Source organism: Stenotrophomonas sp. RS-48, from assembly GCF_030053245.1.
Taxonomy (GTDB): domain Bacteria; phylum Pseudomonadota; class Gammaproteobacteria; order Xanthomonadales; family Xanthomonadaceae; genus Stenotrophomonas; species Stenotrophomonas maltophilia_P.
In genome coordinates this window covers 1-13,726 of the sequence record NZ_JASGBV010000071.1, presented here as the reverse complement: position 1 = coordinate 13,726, position 13,726 = coordinate 1, and the positions used below count along the sequence as shown (strand labels likewise).

15 protein-coding genes are annotated in these 13,726 nt (G+C 66.3%); 8 read left to right on the top strand and 7 right to left on the bottom strand.

The features are described 5' to 3' along the window. Positions 1–3 precede the first annotated feature (3 nt). Entirely contained in the window at positions 4–1,143 is a 1,140-nt protein-coding gene (locus tag QMZ25_RS13455) for an SPFH domain-containing protein (RefSeq protein WP_065182307.1), read from the bottom strand. 96 nt (positions 1,144–1,239) lie between these two features. Then, positions 1,240–2,112, bottom strand: a complete 873-nt coding sequence (locus tag QMZ25_RS13450; RefSeq protein ID WP_283219772.1) for an NAD(P)-dependent oxidoreductase — start codon at positions 2,110–2,112, stop codon at positions 1,240–1,242. Positions 2,113–2,316: 204 nt separating this feature from the next. Between QMZ25_RS13450 and QMZ25_RS13445 the strand changes: the two genes are divergently transcribed. Together QMZ25_RS13445 and QMZ25_RS13440 are read left to right on the top strand one after the other, a co-directional pair. After that, positions 2,317–2,778: a helix-turn-helix transcriptional regulator gene (locus tag QMZ25_RS13445; RefSeq protein WP_283219771.1), complete on the top strand. Its 462-nt coding sequence runs from the start codon at positions 2,317–2,319 to the stop codon at positions 2,776–2,778. A 10-nt stretch (positions 2,779–2,788) separates the two neighbouring features. Further along, a complete protein-coding gene (locus QMZ25_RS13440) occupies positions 2,789–3,214 on the top strand; it encodes a VOC family protein (RefSeq protein WP_283219770.1) in 426 nt (141 codons plus the stop codon). 45 nt (positions 3,215–3,259) lie between these two features. On the opposite strand, the gene QMZ25_RS13435 is transcribed toward QMZ25_RS13440, so the two are convergent. Beyond that, a complete protein-coding gene (locus tag QMZ25_RS13435) occupies positions 3,260–3,955 on the bottom strand; it encodes an HAD family phosphatase (protein ID WP_283219769.1) in 696 nt (231 codons plus the stop codon). A 93-nt stretch (positions 3,956–4,048) separates the two neighbouring features. After that, positions 4,049–4,963, bottom strand: coding sequence for a hypothetical protein (locus tag QMZ25_RS13430; protein WP_283219768.1), 915 nt, complete (start codon positions 4,961–4,963; stop codon positions 4,049–4,051). Positions 4,964–5,168: 205 nt separating this feature from the next. Between QMZ25_RS13430 and QMZ25_RS13425 the strand changes: the two genes are divergently transcribed. Then, positions 5,169–6,743 (top strand): alpha/beta fold hydrolase, encoded by a 1,575-nt coding sequence (locus QMZ25_RS13425; protein ID WP_283219767.1) that lies wholly within the window; start codon positions 5,169–5,171, stop codon positions 6,741–6,743. Here the strand turns inward: QMZ25_RS13425 and QMZ25_RS13420 are convergent. Together QMZ25_RS13420 and QMZ25_RS13415 are read right to left on the bottom strand one after the other, a co-directional pair. After that, entirely contained in the window at positions 6,717–9,149 is a 2,433-nt protein-coding gene (locus tag QMZ25_RS13420; protein WP_283219766.1) for an ATP-binding protein, read from the bottom strand. The genes QMZ25_RS13425 and QMZ25_RS13420 overlap by 27 nt on opposite strands. A 264-nt stretch (positions 9,150–9,413) precedes the next feature. Beyond that, positions 9,414–10,052: a response regulator transcription factor gene (locus QMZ25_RS13415; RefSeq protein ID WP_283219765.1), complete on the bottom strand. Its 639-nt coding sequence runs from the start codon at positions 10,050–10,052 to the stop codon at positions 9,414–9,416. A gap of 83 nt (positions 10,053–10,135) precedes the next feature. Here QMZ25_RS13415 and QMZ25_RS13410 point away from each other — a divergent pair, with 83 nt between their 5' ends. Both QMZ25_RS13410 and QMZ25_RS13405 read left to right on the top strand, forming a co-directional pair. Continuing rightward, the gene (locus tag QMZ25_RS13410; protein ID WP_065182299.1) at positions 10,136–10,780 is read left to right on the top strand and encodes a response regulator transcription factor; all 645 of its coding nucleotides are present in this window, start codon (positions 10,136–10,138) and stop codon (positions 10,778–10,780) included. A gap of 90 nt (positions 10,781–10,870) precedes the next feature. Continuing rightward, on the top strand, positions 10,871–11,074 hold the full coding sequence (locus QMZ25_RS13405) for a hypothetical protein (RefSeq protein WP_065176077.1): 204 nt from the start codon (positions 10,871–10,873) through the stop codon (positions 11,072–11,074). Between the two features lie 35 nt (positions 11,075–11,109). Here the strand turns inward: QMZ25_RS13405 and QMZ25_RS13400 are convergent, their stop codons facing one another. Continuing rightward, on the bottom strand, positions 11,110–11,415 hold the full coding sequence (locus tag QMZ25_RS13400; protein WP_154582308.1) for a hypothetical protein: 306 nt from the start codon (positions 11,413–11,415) through the stop codon (positions 11,110–11,112). Between the two features lie 284 nt (positions 11,416–11,699). Between QMZ25_RS13400 and QMZ25_RS13395 the strand changes: the two genes are divergently transcribed. The 3 genes from QMZ25_RS13395 (at position 11,700) to QMZ25_RS13385 (ending at position 13,695) form a co-directional block, all read left to right on the top strand. Next, the gene (locus tag QMZ25_RS13395; protein WP_283219764.1) at positions 11,700–12,215 is read left to right on the top strand and encodes a hypothetical protein; all 516 of its coding nucleotides are present in this window, start codon (positions 11,700–11,702) and stop codon (positions 12,213–12,215) included. Positions 12,216–12,387: 172 nt separating this feature from the next. Beyond that, positions 12,388–13,131, top strand: coding sequence for a CS1 fimbrial subunit B flags: Precursor (locus QMZ25_RS13390; RefSeq protein WP_283219763.1), 744 nt, complete (start codon positions 12,388–12,390; stop codon positions 13,129–13,131). Between the two features lie 66 nt (positions 13,132–13,197). Then, complete coding sequence (locus QMZ25_RS13385) at positions 13,198–13,695, top strand: CS1 type fimbrial major subunit (RefSeq protein WP_283219762.1); 498 nt, start codon at positions 13,198–13,200, stop codon at positions 13,693–13,695. Positions 13,696–13,726 lie beyond the last annotated feature (31 nt).

The window sequence follows — 13,726 nt, the reverse complement described above, 5'->3', positions numbered from 1 at the left end:
GGGTTACAGGCCCAGCGCCTTTGCCTTCAACGCATCATAGTCATCCTGGGTGATCAGGCCCAGGTCCAGCATCTCCTTGGCCTTTTTCAGCTTGGCCACCGGGTCATCCGCAGCCGGGGTGGCCGGCTGCTGCATGCCGCCGACACCGAACATGCCCGATGCCATGCCGACCCCCACCAGGCCTGCCGCGCCGCCGTTCTCGCCGGCGGACTGGATGCCCTGGGCGACACTGGCCTGCAGGTTGGAGTTGCCGCGCGATCCGGCCAGCGCGTCGGCGCGCTGCACAGTCTTGAGCAGTTCACGGGTAGTGGCGTCGTATTCGATGGAGACGATCGCCGTCTTGACGATGGCCAGGCCGCGATCGCTCTGCCACTGGTAGGCCTGCTCGACGGCGGCCGACAGGCTCTGCGCGAAGCCGATCGAATCCTGCTGCAGCCGGGTGATGCGGTTGCCCTTGCCCGGATCGTTGGTGTACAGGCTGAAGGCCGGCGCCAGCGAGCCCACCACCTCATTGAACAGCTGGGTGGCGGCAGCGTTGTCCAGGTCGGTGAAGTCGAACACCTTGCCCGGCTGCAGGTAGGCTGCGGGTACGAAGTTCTTCACGAACAGGATCGGATCAACGATCTTCAACGTGTACGAACCGCGGGTGACCGCGCCGACCTGGGTGTTGAGGAAACCGTCATCCCAGTAGATCTCCGACTGGGTGCCGAAACGGTTGTCCGGCAGTTCCTTCAGCGAGACGAAGAAGGCGGCCTGCTGGCTTCCCGGCTGGCCACCGAACTTGAAGCGCTCCCAGCTCTGCTTGATGAAGGTGCTGACCAGGCCATCGCCGGCGAAGAGGGACTGCGAGTTCAGGTCGTCAGAGCGCCATTCGTATCCGCCCGGTTCGGCGACGAAGGCGGTGATCGCACCGTCCTGGAACAGCAGCAGGCCGTAGCCCTCGGGCACGACGATCTTCGAGCCGTTGCTGATGATGTTGGACGACCCGTGGGTATTGGAGCCGCGCCCGGCATTGGTGCCCTGCGGGACCGCAGCGAACAGGGCTGCGGTGGCCGGTAGGCCGGTGGGCACGGTGTAGAAGTCCTTCCACTGGTCGGCCAGCACACCACCGACCGCACCCTTCACCGCCTGTACCAGACCCATGGCCAACTCCCTGTTGTTGCGTGGACAGGCACCATGCCTGTCGAGCCCGCCTGAATATAGCAGCGGGCGGGGGCGGGCGTGGCATCCCTTGCTGAATCAGGCGGCGGGCGGTCCTCGCAGCGCCTGCAGCACGGCCGCCATGTCCAGCCCGCCCAGGCCGAGCCGTTGGGCGCGAGCGAAGAGAGCATCGCTGGCCTCGATCAGCGGTGCCGTGATGCCGGCGTCGCGCGCCGCCGCAGCCACCAGCTGGCTGTTCTTCAGCACGTCGGTGATCGACGCCTGCACCGCATAGTCGCCGCGCACCATCTTGTCGAGCTTGATCCGCGAAACGTCACTGGCCATCGGGCCGGCATCGAGCACCTGCGCGAAGCGCCCCAGCGGAATGCCGTGCGCCTCCGCGAAATGCACGGCCTCGGCCAGGCCGGTCACCAGCGTGATCAGGTACAGGTTCACGGCGAGCTTCATGCGCAATGCCGCGGGAACATTGCCGCAGGGAACGCATTGCCTGCCCAGCGGCGCCACCAGCGCGGAGGCCTGTGTGACGTCCTCGTCTTCACCTGCCAGCAGGATGACCAGCTGCGCGGCTTCGGCCTGCACCCGCGAGCCGGACACCGGGGCTTCCACATAGCGCCCGCCGGCTGCGCGCACCTGTTGTGCCAATGCCTGCGAATAGGACGCGGAGCTGGTCCCCATGTTGATCAGCAGGCGACCGGCAGCACGCGCTGCGAATTCGGGGCTGTCGCCTGCCAGCACGCTGTCGATCGCCGCGTCGTTGGCGAGCATGAGGATGATCGTGCCGCAGGCAGCGAACACGTCTTCAACGCCATCGGCCACTTCGACACCGGCGGCGACCGCCTCGGCGTCGTTGCGGCCCGAGCGCGACCATCCCAGTACCTGGCTTCCCGTCCGCGCCAGGTGCGACGCCATCGGCGTTCCCATCACTCCGAGCCCGATGAATCCGACAGGCATGACTGCTTCCGCTGGGGACAAGGCGCCCATCATGCCGCAGGGCGCCGGCGACCGGCAGGGATTGACCGCACGCAGTCGGGGACGCAGGCTGGGCCGGCTCATGGCCGCCCGACACCCATCGCCCCTGTCCGCATCCCCGCACGCCATTGAAGGGGTGGCGTGCGCGGAGGATGCGTGGCCCTGCCTCGTGCATGCGGGGAGGCCATGAACCAGAGCCCGGAACTGCTGCGCCGGTTGCTGCGTGCCCGCGACTGCATGGACCGCGCCAGCCACGAACCGTGGCCGGTCGCCCGTCTGGCCGAGGTCAGCGCAGTGTCCGTGGCGCACTTCGCACGCTCCTTCAAGCAGGCGTTTGGCATACCGCCCCATCGCTACCTGCTCAGCCGGCGCATCGAGCGGGCGGTTGCCCTGCTGCGCGAGACCGAACTGCCCATCACCGAGATCGCGCTGGCGACCGGCTGGGTCAGCCTGGGCACCTTTGGCCGCATCTTCCGTGACATCACCGGCGCCAGCCCGGGTGCCATCCGCGAGCGCGAGCAAACGAAGGGGGCAGCGCAGGGTCTGGTGCCGGAGTGCCACGCCCGCGCGGCGCGACGCCCTGACCTGAAGACCGCAGTTCTGGAGAAGCGGCGTCGCGACAGCGCTGCTAACGTCGCCCCTGACTGAGGGAGGTTCCATGACGAACAGCGTGAATGTGGTCGGCCTGTACGTGCGCGACCAGGATGAAGCACTCGACTTCTACGTCGGCAAGCTAGGCTTCGAGGTGCACACCGATGTGCGCAACGGTGACTACCGCTGGCTGACGGTCCGCAGCCCCGGGCAGGACGGCGTCCAGCTTGGCCTGTTCCGGCCCGGCCCACCGGTCCACGACGCCGCCACCACGGCGAGCCTGCAGCAGCTGCTGGCCAAGGGGGCGATGCCGCCCCTGGTGCTCGCGGTGGACGATTGCAGGGCCACCTACGAAGCTTGGCGACAGCGCGGGGTCGAGTTCAGCCAGGAACCGGTCGAGCGCTACGGCGCGGTCGATGCCGGATTCCGTGATCCTTCCGGCAATGGCTGGAAGATGATCGAGGCCCGGTCCGATGCGAGGCGGCGGCCATGAGCCGCGGGCGCGGGGCCGGCCCCACGCTGCATCCGGTTGACCGGATCACGCCACGGCGCCGGCCGCGTGGGCGGCCAGCAGGGCCGGCAGCTCATCCATGCGCGCGAACACCCGATGGACACCTGCGGCGCGCAGTGCCTCCGGGGTGCTGTGGTGCGGCCCGCCCTCGCTGAAGCCGAACACGGTGGCACCCGCGGCCACGCCGGCCGCAGCGCCGGTCACGGTGTCCTCGATCACCGCACAGCGTTGCGGCTCGACGCCCAGCGAAGCGGCAGCGGCCAGGTAGACATCCGGATGTGGCTTGCTGCGCGGCATGTCCTGGCCGCTGAAGACATGGCCCTCGAAGGCGTCGAACATCCCGACCTTGCGCAGTTGCAGTTCCACCTTGTGCAGGTCCGCGCCGGACGCGCAGGCGATGCGGCCGCCGGTGGCGGCGTGGATGGCCCGCACGGCTTCAGGGGCACCTTCGATGGCGGTCAGGTCCCGCTCCAGGGCACGATTGCGCTGCTGGCGGAACTCCTCCAGCCATTCGGCGGTGAAGGGTTTTCCCGTGCGCTCCTCGATCAGGCCGGCCAATCCGGCAACGGACTTGCCGAGAAAGACCTCGCCTGCCTGGGCGGGGGTCAGCAGCCAGCCGCGCGCACTCAGCATCTCGGAGAGCACGCGGGCCACCAGCGGCTCGGAATCCACCAGTACGCCATCGCAGTCGAACAGCACCGCATCGAATGGGTAGGGGGACATCGACAACTCCTGCCAGTGAAAAGCCCATCATTATCGCCGGTTCGCGCAGCGCCGGGTTGCCGGGCTGCGCATGGGATGCCGAGGGCGCGCCGACTACAGGCCCGGCTCCCGTCCCATGCGATGCGCCAACGCGAAGATCGCATCGGCCCCGGCCTGGGCAGCGTCCCTGTCTTCCGGCTGCAGGTCGCTGGTGAACAGGTCCTCGACCGACTCCGGCCCGCACATGCCCGACTGGCCGCACAGGCGGTTGAGCAGCGGAGAGTCGATTCCGCAGGGGATGCCGAGCCGGCATCCGGCGAGCATCCAGGCCGCTGTGGCGACCTCACTGCCGGCGGGAACGCCCTGCAGCTGCTCGCGCCTGCCGGCCGCCGTCGAACCCATCAGGTTGGAAAGAGCCACGTACGCCTCGCCATCCTCCTGCAGGAGGACGGCTTCAATCAGTGTCCTGTGATCGGCCAGGGACAGATCAGAACGTGCATGCAGGATCTGCTCTTCTATCTGCGCCACCAGACTGCCCTGCCGGGCGGCCAGGCTTCGGTAGTGCCGGACGTTCCTGATGCTCTCGAGAATGCGCAGCGACACCCCGGCACAGCGCCTCTGCAACCAGGCATGGCTGCGTATCAGGGCCGCACGGCGCGCAGTCGGGATGTCGCTCGTCGCGAGTGCCGTAGGGTCGATGGACATCATGCACTCGTCGTAGATCCGGCTCAGGGCCAGGCTGGCGTCGGCGTCGCCGCTGCGCGAGCGCTGCTCCAGGTCGGCGATGAGCAGATCCAGGCGGGCCGCCTCGCGGTAGCGCGCCATGGGTGAAAGCACGGGCTTGGCCTGTCCGGTACCCGCGGCGGCTGCCGACGCCGGCGCACCGTGCAGCGCAGCCTCGGCTCCGGTAGTGGCCGTGGGTGATTGCGTGCTGTCCGCAGACCGCCGCGAGGCGACGACAAGCGTCATCGCCAGGAGGACCAGCAGGGCGGCCACGCATGCGGCCATCCGGAACGGGAACTTCGCCATTGACCTCTTCTCGGCAATTGAATCTGCCGGCACCGGCCGGGAGCTGTCTGTGTGCCTGCATCGGCACGCTCGAGCCTAGCACGCCGCATTCATGTTCAGGCCTGGCGACAGGGGCGTTCCCGCCATGTTGCGTCGCAAGGTGTCTCCCACCATTCGCACTGGTACGGTCCGGCTCGTCGCACTGCAGCGACGGGGAGAAACGACGATGCGCAAGATGCTGCTGCTGTTGATCCTGTTGACCGGCCTGTCACCTGCCGCCTGGGCGGTGACCGTCACCACCACCCATCAGACGATACCCAGCTGGGACGGAACACCGCTCGGGGTATTCGTCATCCAGCCGCAGGGGCAGGGCGAGGGACGCCTTCCGCTGCTGGTCATGCCCAGCAGTTGGGCCGTTCCCAGCGTGGAATATGTCGGCGTCGCGCAGGCGTTGGCCCAGCGTGGCTATATCGTGCTCAGCTACAGTTCGCGCGGATTCTGGGAGTCGGGTGGGGCGATCGACATCGCCGGACCCGCCACCGTGGAGGATGTCAGCGCGCTGATCGACTGGGCGCTGGACAACACCCGGGCCGATCCCGCCCGCATCGGTGTGTCCGGCATCTCCTACGGCGCCGGCACCAGTCTGCTGGCGGCGGCGCGTGATCCGCGCATCAAGGCGGTGGCCGCACTGAGCGGCTGGGCCGACCTGCAGGCGGCGCTGTACAGCAACAACACGCCCAGCGCGCAGGGCATTGCCCTGCTGGTGGCCGCCGGCCTGGCCACCGGCCGTCCCGGTGAGGAGCTGGCCACGATCAACCGCAGGGTGGTGACCGGCAACTTCCAGGGCGCGGTCGAATCGCTGCTGCCGGTTGCGGCACTGCGCAGCCCATCGGCCAGCGTGGCGGAGATCAACGCCAACCGCCCCGCCATCTTCCTGGCCAATGCCTTCAACGACAGCCTGTTCCCGCCCGGCCAGCTGGTGGACTTCTTCAATGCGTTGACTGGCCCCAAGCAGCTGCAGCTGCGTCATGGCGATCATGCCCTCAACGAGGCGCTGGGTGCGCTGGGAGTGCCGAATGAGGTCTACGCCTCGGTGGGGGACTGGTTCGATCACTACCTCAAGGGCGTGGCGAACGGCATCGACCGTGCCCCGGCCGTGCAGCTGAAGTCGCAGAAGGGCAGCTGGAACACCTATGCAGACTGGCAGGCGACCCGTGCCGGGGCGACCCAGTACGCGCTGACCGCGCCGGGCGGACTGCTGCTTCCCACGGGCGGCCTGGTCGAGAACGGGCGCAGCAGCGGCTGGAGCTACCGCATCGGCAGTGGCCTGCCGACCGCTGCCAACTCCGGTGTCGCGATGGTGTCCGGCTCCCTGCAGATGATCAACGTTGCGCCTGGCGCCTACGTGCCCTTCATCGGCCGCAATGCCGCCGGCGTCTGGCAGAGCCCGGTCTACTGGAGCGCCCGTCGCCTGGACGGCATGCCGGAAGTGCGCGTCACCGTCACCCCAAGCCGGGCCGATACCACGCTCTATGCGTATCTGTTCGTCGAGGACGTCCTCGGCAACGGGCAGCTGATCAGCCACAAGCCGTACACCCTGCACAGCGCGACCCCAGGGCAGGCCAGCACGCTCGATCTGCGTCTTGAAGCGAGCAGCTGGAACATCCCGGCCGGAAGCCGGCTGACCCTGGTGATCGACACCGTGGACCTGCGCTATGCCGGCGTCAGCCAGCTGGGCGGAACGGTCACCTTCAGTTCCCCGGCCAACGCACCTTCAGTCCTGCGGGTGCCCTTGCACTGAGGCGATGCCGCGTTCCTCGACGGGGACGCGGCCGCGTGCGGCGGAGGAAGCGCACGGCGCCGCTGCCAGCGGCGCCTGCTGCATCCGCGTGCCATGCGCCGCATACCATCGCAGGTCTTCGATGAGGCGGGCGATGTCGCTGGCCGACGCCGGGTCTGCCGTGCGTTGGCGCAGTGCCGGCATCAGGGCCCGCGCGATGGCTTCGATGCCACGCTCGCCAGCGATGGCCGCGCTGCCGCAGATGCGGTGGGCCATGTCGCCTGCCTTGCCCCAGACGCCCGCCTCGACCGCGACCTGGAGAGCCTGCAGGTCGCTGTCATACGATTCCCAGAAGATCTCCAGCATTCCGCGTGCGATCTCGTCCCCCGGTCCGCGGCCCAGCCAGGCCCTGAACTGGAAGGTGGAGAGAGGTTTGGTCACGACGTGATCGAACCCCGCCTCGGCGCACTCCTTCGCATGTTCAACGCCCTCCATCGCTGAGATCGCCAGGATGCTGGCACGTCCTTGCTGCCGCGAGTGCTCAATCGCGCGGATCCGCCGGCACAGTGCGTAGCCATCCATGTCGGGCAGGTTGCAGTCCAGCAGGATCGAGCCGAACTGAGGAGCCGTCCGGATCACGCGCAGGGCATGCGCAGCATCCGTCGCCAAGGTCACCGACAGCCCCATCGCCTCGATCTGCGCCTTGAACATCCGTGCACTGTAGATATGGTCCTCCACGATCAGTACCGATGGATTCCCGTGCGTGGCGGTCGCCTGCTGTTGGAGTGCGAGCGTGGGAGCGGAAGGTTCGCAGGCTCGCGCGTGACGTGCGGGAAGCACGACGTGGAAGCGACTGCCTTTTCCGGGGCTGCTCTCCACCTGGATGGAACCCCCCAGCCGCTGCGTGATGCGCGAGCAGATGGACAGGCCCAGGCCAGCACCGCCCAGGGCGCGTCCCTGCTGGCTCTGCCAGTAGTCGGAGAACAATGCGTCGCGCTCCTCGGCACTCATGCCGATACCGCTGTCGATGACCTCGATGTTCAGCGTGCAGTGCCCGGACGTGCCGGCCTCCACCCACAGGCGTACACGTACGTCACCGTTGCGTGTGAACTTGATCGCGTTGGACAACAGGTTGACGACCACCTGCCGCACCACGATGGGATCGATCCACAGATCGCCCGGCTCGCCACAGGGCAGTTCCACATGGCAGGTTACGTTGCGCTCGCGCGCCTGCGGGCGGAACGCGCGCACCGACTCCTCGAGCAGGGGGCGCAGCGCGACGCGCGTTGGCTCCGCTGCGCGGCTGCCTCCTTCAAATCGCGAGTACTCCAATGCGTTGTTCAGCAGAAGACTGAGGCTGGAGGCACTGGCCAGGGCTGCATCGAGGGCCTCTTCCTGCTCCGGAAGCACGGGTCCCTTGCCGAGCAGGTCGGTTGCCGAAAGCAGCGCATTGGCCGAATTGCGGATTTCATGGCTGACCACGGCCAGCATCCTTGCCTTCTCCTGCGCGGCGCGTTTGGCCAGATCCCGTGATCGCTTCATCTGGTAGGCCGCGAACGCCAGCGCCAGCAGGACGAGGGCGGCGGAAATCGCTTCCGTCCGGTAGTACCGCAGGATTGCGCCGATCGAGGGCGGCGTGCGGTACACCGTTTCCAGCCAGCCATCGATCACATCCCGGTGATGGGCGACCGAAAGCGCGCGGAGTCCGCTGTCGATGGTGTCCAGCAGCGCCTTGTCCTCGCGCCTGACCACCGCACGCACCACGATCGGCAGTTCCGCGACCGCACCGGACGCGACCAGGGTATGCTGGAAGTATCGGCGGATCACCGGGTTGTACAGCGCATCGGTTCCCAGCGCCGCATCCGCCGTTCCCGACTCGACCGCACCGAGGATCTGCGGCACTCCCGTGAACTCCAGCACCTTGATATCCGGATGATGGCGCCGGATCCAGTCGACGTACTGGCTGCCCTCGCGTACGGCGACCACGTGGCCGGCCAGCGCGCCAAGCGTAGCGAAACCGGGCCCCGCCGCGCGCGAGAACAGCAGTGTCCTGCCCTCGAAGTAGGGTGGCGACACCAGGAAGCGGTCATCCTGCGGAAGATCCAGGTCCATGACCGAAGGCACCAGATCCACCTTGCCCGACTGAAGCTGACGGTAGGCCTCCGTGGGCGATCCGGTGGGTACGAACTGGAAGCGGACGCCCGCGAGCCCGGCGATGTGCATCATGTAGCGATAGGCGGAAGCACCTTTCCCGGTGGCGAAGCCAACCGCACGCCCTCCGTCCAACTGCGGATCGGCGGCCACACGGATGATGCGCGCCTGCGTGACGTCGTCGTTGCGGGAGGAGTGATGGACTCGCGTGGCAAGCGCGCAGAGCAGAAGCGCGGCTGCAGCCAGCAGCCAGGCCATTCCTGTTGATCGTTTCATCGGCCTTCCAGAGGCGGGCAAAGCACGTGAGCGGATCTCACGGGACGTTGTGCTGAAGAAGCCGTGGCGACGCGGTGCTGTCACCCCGCGGTGCTCCTCCATTTCGGTGCTGGAAGGCTAGCAAAGAGTGCCCGATGCGTCTTTGCAACTAATTGTATTGGAGAACCTGAACGAGCCGTACATCATTCCTGCCCCGGCCCGCTGCCGCCTTCCCACTACACGAGGTGCCAACGCGACCCTGGGCGCGCCCGTCGGCAGACGCGCTCATTCCAGTCCCAACTCCGATGCGAACCTGAAAAGTTCGGCATTGCTGCTCACGCCGAGCTTGCGCATTGCCGCACGCTTCTGGGTGCTGACCGTCTGCTTGGTGACCGCCAGCTCAAGCGCAATCTCATTCACGCCCTTGCCCGCCAGGAGCAGATGTACCACCTGTGCTTCGCGAGGCGAGAGCAGTTCGCCGGCGGAATTGAATCCGTTCACATCGCGGCTGGCCAGGATGGCGGGTGAGAAATACCGGCGTCCCTGCGATGCGGCCAGCAACGCTCTGACGACATGCCGCAGGTCATCCGACTTGCTGACCACCGCGGCCACCCCGCGCGTGAGCAGAACCTGGATGATCGGCCACTGGTCCAGCGCGGTGAGAACCACGATGCGCAGTGCCGGGTACCTGCTGCACAACGTATCCACCAACGCCAGGCCATCGCAGCCGTCGCCAGCGGGCATGGAGTAGTCGACGACGGCAACATCGGCAGGCTGGACAGCGAGGAGGTCCAGCAGTTCGACGCCGTTTGCAACGCTGGCCAGGCATTGGAATCCTGCCTGCTCATCGACGATCGCCTCAACCGCAAAGCGTGTAATCGGATGATCGTCGGCAATGACAACATCCTCGACTCGGTCTTTCATAGTGTTTTCCTTCGCATTGCGATTTCGCGAACAGGAAACTTCACGGCCAACCTGACAAGCGTCAACAGAAGGAGGCGCGAAACATGCCTGTCGAATTCATCATCGCCGATGATCACCCCGTGGTCACCATCGGCGTTGCCCGGCTCATCGCCGCACACCCGGACCTGTCCCTGCGGGGGTGTGCCAGGAATTCGAGCGAGCTCGTCAACCTGCTGGCCACCACCAGCGTGCAGGTCGCGGTGATCGACTACTCGATGCCGGGTGGCGAGTACGGAGACGGTCTGTCATTGATCCGCTTCCTCCTGCGACGCTTTCCTCGCACGGCGCTCGTCCTGCTCACCGGGAACGACAGCAGCCACATCATCGAGCATGCGCAGCGGGCCGGCGTGAAATGCATCGTTGCCAAGTCCGATCCGCTGGAGTACCTGCCACCGGCCATTCTCGCCGCGGCGGTCGGCAGGAACCACCTGTCGCCGCGGATGCTCGAACTCGCTTCGCTGCATGAGCAGTTGCCGGGCGTGGTGCTGTCCGGGCGCGAGCTGGAGGTCCTGCGCCTTCTGGTCGAAGGTTACAGCCAGCGCGAGGTGGCCCGCCAGTTGTGCCGCAGCGTACAGACCATCAGTGCACAGAAGCGCTCGGCGATGAAGAAGCTCGGCCTCAACAGCACCATCGATGTCCATCGCTATGCTGCTGCCAATGGCTGGGTGACCTGTGCCGATGGCGGATAGGCCTGCGGCATTTGCAAACTAGTTCGATTGTGGAAGTGAACTGCCATCCATACAGTGACTGCAACTTAACTCGTAGTCCGGGGGAGCGGAATGACCATTGAACTGGATGCCTGCGTAGCCGGAGTGCTTGCACGGTTCGCTGCACTGGATGTCGAGCAGCAGCGGTGGTTCCTTGATTCGTTGAACGGCTACATGTACGCGTCCGCGCCGCAGCGGAGGCAGCTGCGCAGCACGTGGGAGAACCATCGTCACGACGAGGTGGGCGGTCGCAGCGCCGTGCCGCGGCAGGCCTAGGCGGCCACGCGTGTGGAGTGGGGCGCCCGCACACATCATCGCTGTTCCGTGACGCCCACGATCTGCACCGATTCCCGATACAGTGCAGCAACGCCGGACCTCGCCGCGCTTGCCTGCTCCAGTAGTGTCTCTTCCACGGGCAGAAGCCCGGAGCGACATGCCTGCACCACGTCCTTGCACTCCATCATCATCCACTTCGTCTGACTGTCGTCCATCACGATTCTCGACAGCACGCGCGAGGCTTTGCGCAATGCGATCTCCCGCGATGTCGCATGGGCACAGACGTAGGCGTAGAGCGGGGGCGCGAGGCCATGGCGATCACGCCGCAGGTCGAACTTCATCAGAAAGCACACACGCATCCGAACACCGCATCTTCGGCCGGGTCAAACGGCGCGCCATCGCGCCGACAGTGCAGCTCCAGCGGGTTTCGCTGCAGTGCAATATGGCAACAGTGCAATCAAGTCCGCGTTCTTTCCATAGAACTTTTATCAATCATTCGTTGCCGAGCTGGCCGGACAGGGCGATCCGCGCTGAACTTCGGAGTTGTTCGATTGAGTGCTCCAGCCGGCGGACATAGCATGGACGGCGCGCCGGCGCAGGAAGCGGCGAGGGGGCTGTTACCTACATGGACCATGTCGAGGGGGTCAAGACGATGTTCGCAGCGGGAGCCGGAGTACTGTCGGATCTGCGTCACTGCCTGTGCCGGGACTCCGCAACGATGCCCCATGATGAAGGTGCCATCCTGGGGCCGTCATCTGCATCGGAAGAGGCAGGCGTGCGCAGCCACATTGCCTTCCTGTGCCGATTCCCCGATCGCGATGTGCCGGTGATCACCAGCCGGTTCATGGGCCGGTCACTGACGGTAAGCATCGGGCTGGAGCCCCGTGGCGTCGGTCACGCAGGAAGGCAGGCCACCGGGGCAGAGCAGCGTGCGCTGCGCAGCGCGTGCGGCCGCGGTCGCATCCATACCGTTGCCATATCCACACGCACCGCCGCTCCGATCACCCTGCACGGCATGTTCCGTTCGGTGCCCGATGGCGAAGGCGTGATGATCCTGTGCGCCGACGATGCGGTCCGCCAGCATGTGATCGCTCTGATGGGCCTGTCGAACCACTGTTCCAATTGCGGCGCGACCCGCTGATTCCCTGTTAAAGCGTGCGCAGTACACGAAGCTGAGCCGTTCATCCGCGCGGCCCGGGATTTCGAATTATTCGGAATAGTTGCATACCCAGGCAGAGTATCCGTCCCTATCGTAGCGCCCTTCGATGAAGAGGGTGTCGGCAACGCCGCACCCCGACCTCAAGGAAGCTCCGATGAAACGCCTCATTCTGCTGGGCGCAGCACTGCTGTTGCCCACGTTCGCCAGCGCCGAAATGCCGTCGATCCACGTCGGCGCCATGTACGAGTACCTGTTGCCCGACCAGGGCGCATTGCTGAAGCGCGTCCGCAACAGCGGTGACGCCACGGCATTCGTGCGTGTGCAGGTCACCGAGGTGCGCTACACGGAGGACAACACGCCTTACGAGGTCGATGTGGAGCCGGGTGTGTATGGCGGTGGTGGCAATGCCCTGATTGCCAGCCCTTCGCGCCTCATCGTTCCGCGTCAAGGGCAGCAGGCCACGCGGCTGCTCTTCCACGGCAATCGTGACAAGGAGCGCTATTACCGTGTCCGCTTCGTGCCTGTGCTGCCGAAGAAGGAGGACGAGTTCGCACTGACCGAGGCGCAGTCCGAGGACTATCGCCGTTCCATCGCGGCCGGCGTCAACGTGCTCACCGGCTATGGCGTCTTCGTCATCGTGCATCCGGAAGCGCCGTTGTCTGATCTGCGCACTGATCGACAGGCCGACCGCACCGTGGTGCACAACGCGGGCAACAGCACCGTGGTGCTCGACAACGTGCGCCAGTGCAGCACCGGCACCCAGCCCGGGCAATGCGGAGCGTCGCGCAGGGTGCATCTGTTGCCCGGACGCAGCGAGGCATTCGCACATCTGCCTGGCCAAGACCATCGCTTTGAAATCGTCGAGGGGAAATCCCGCAAATCCGTCCTGCTCGACTAGCAGCTTCCTCTGAAGCTGCGTCCACCGCCGCACACGTCGGCATTTTCCAACCCTGGAGCAATTGCAATGAACCTGAAGTCCATCACCATGGCCGCCCTGGCCACCCTGACCCTGTCGCCGGCCGTCGCCTTCGCCGATCCGGAGCAGTTCCCGCTGCAGATCAACGTCACGGCCACCGTGCCGTCGCCGACCGGCCTGCAGATTTCCCCCGTGGGTGACTGGGCCGGCGAAACCCAGGACCTGCCGTGGAACATGACCACGCAGCGTCTGGAGCCGGTGCAGAAGCAGATCGACATGAAGAGCGGCCTGGGTGCGATCACTGCGCACCTTGCCTACGACGCCAAGCTGGCGGCAGACGCCGGTGAAATGCCGATGACGGTTTCCGTGGCCGGCAAGACCCTGGACGTGGGCCCGGCCGCCGCCGTTGAAGTCGCGACTGAAGTCGAGGCTGCGGCTGGCAAGCGTGCCCTCGTGTCCATCGCAGCGGCGCCGGCCGGCGGCGACTACCTGCAGGGCAACTACAGCGGCACCGTTTCGATGATGTTCGAAAGCCGTTCGCCGTAAGCACAGTCCTGTGCAGACGGGGCGCGCCCCC

Excerpts from the sequence above, each read along its gene's own strand:
- QMZ25_RS13455 (WP_065182307.1), bottom strand. The coding sequence starts at position 1,143 with ATGGGTCTGGTACAGGCGGTGAAGGGTGCGGTCGGTGGTGTGCTGGCC.
- QMZ25_RS13450 (WP_283219772.1), bottom strand. The coding sequence starts at position 2,112 with ATGCCTGTCGGATTCATCGGGCTCGGAGTGATGGGAACGCCGATGGCG.
- QMZ25_RS13445 (WP_283219771.1), top strand. The coding sequence starts at position 2,317 with ATGAACCAGAGCCCGGAACTGCTGCGCCGGTTGCTGCGTGCCCGCGAC.
- QMZ25_RS13440 (WP_283219770.1), top strand. The coding sequence starts at position 2,789 with ATGACGAACAGCGTGAATGTGGTCGGCCTGTACGTGCGCGACCAGGAT.
- QMZ25_RS13435 (WP_283219769.1), bottom strand. The coding sequence starts at position 3,955 with ATGTCCCCCTACCCATTCGATGCGGTGCTGTTCGACTGCGATGGCGTA.
- QMZ25_RS13430 (WP_283219768.1), bottom strand. The coding sequence starts at position 4,963 with ATGGCGAAGTTCCCGTTCCGGATGGCCGCATGCGTGGCCGCCCTGCTG.
- QMZ25_RS13425 (WP_283219767.1), top strand. The coding sequence starts at position 5,169 with ATGCGCAAGATGCTGCTGCTGTTGATCCTGTTGACCGGCCTGTCACCT.
- QMZ25_RS13420 (WP_283219766.1), bottom strand. The coding sequence starts at position 9,149 with ATGAAACGATCAACAGGAATGGCCTGGCTGCTGGCTGCAGCCGCGCTT.
- QMZ25_RS13415 (WP_283219765.1), bottom strand. The coding sequence starts at position 10,052 with ATGAAAGACCGAGTCGAGGATGTTGTCATTGCCGACGATCATCCGATT.
- QMZ25_RS13410 (WP_065182299.1), top strand. The coding sequence starts at position 10,136 with ATGCCTGTCGAATTCATCATCGCCGATGATCACCCCGTGGTCACCATC.
- QMZ25_RS13405 (WP_065176077.1), top strand. The coding sequence starts at position 10,871 with ATGACCATTGAACTGGATGCCTGCGTAGCCGGAGTGCTTGCACGGTTC.
- QMZ25_RS13400 (WP_154582308.1), bottom strand. The coding sequence starts at position 11,415 with ATGAAGTTCGACCTGCGGCGTGATCGCCATGGCCTCGCGCCCCCGCTC.
- QMZ25_RS13395 (WP_283219764.1), top strand. The coding sequence starts at position 11,700 with ATGGACCATGTCGAGGGGGTCAAGACGATGTTCGCAGCGGGAGCCGGA.
- QMZ25_RS13390 (WP_283219763.1), top strand. The coding sequence starts at position 12,388 with ATGAAACGCCTCATTCTGCTGGGCGCAGCACTGCTGTTGCCCACGTTC.
- QMZ25_RS13385 (WP_283219762.1), top strand. The coding sequence starts at position 13,198 with ATGAACCTGAAGTCCATCACCATGGCCGCCCTGGCCACCCTGACCCTG.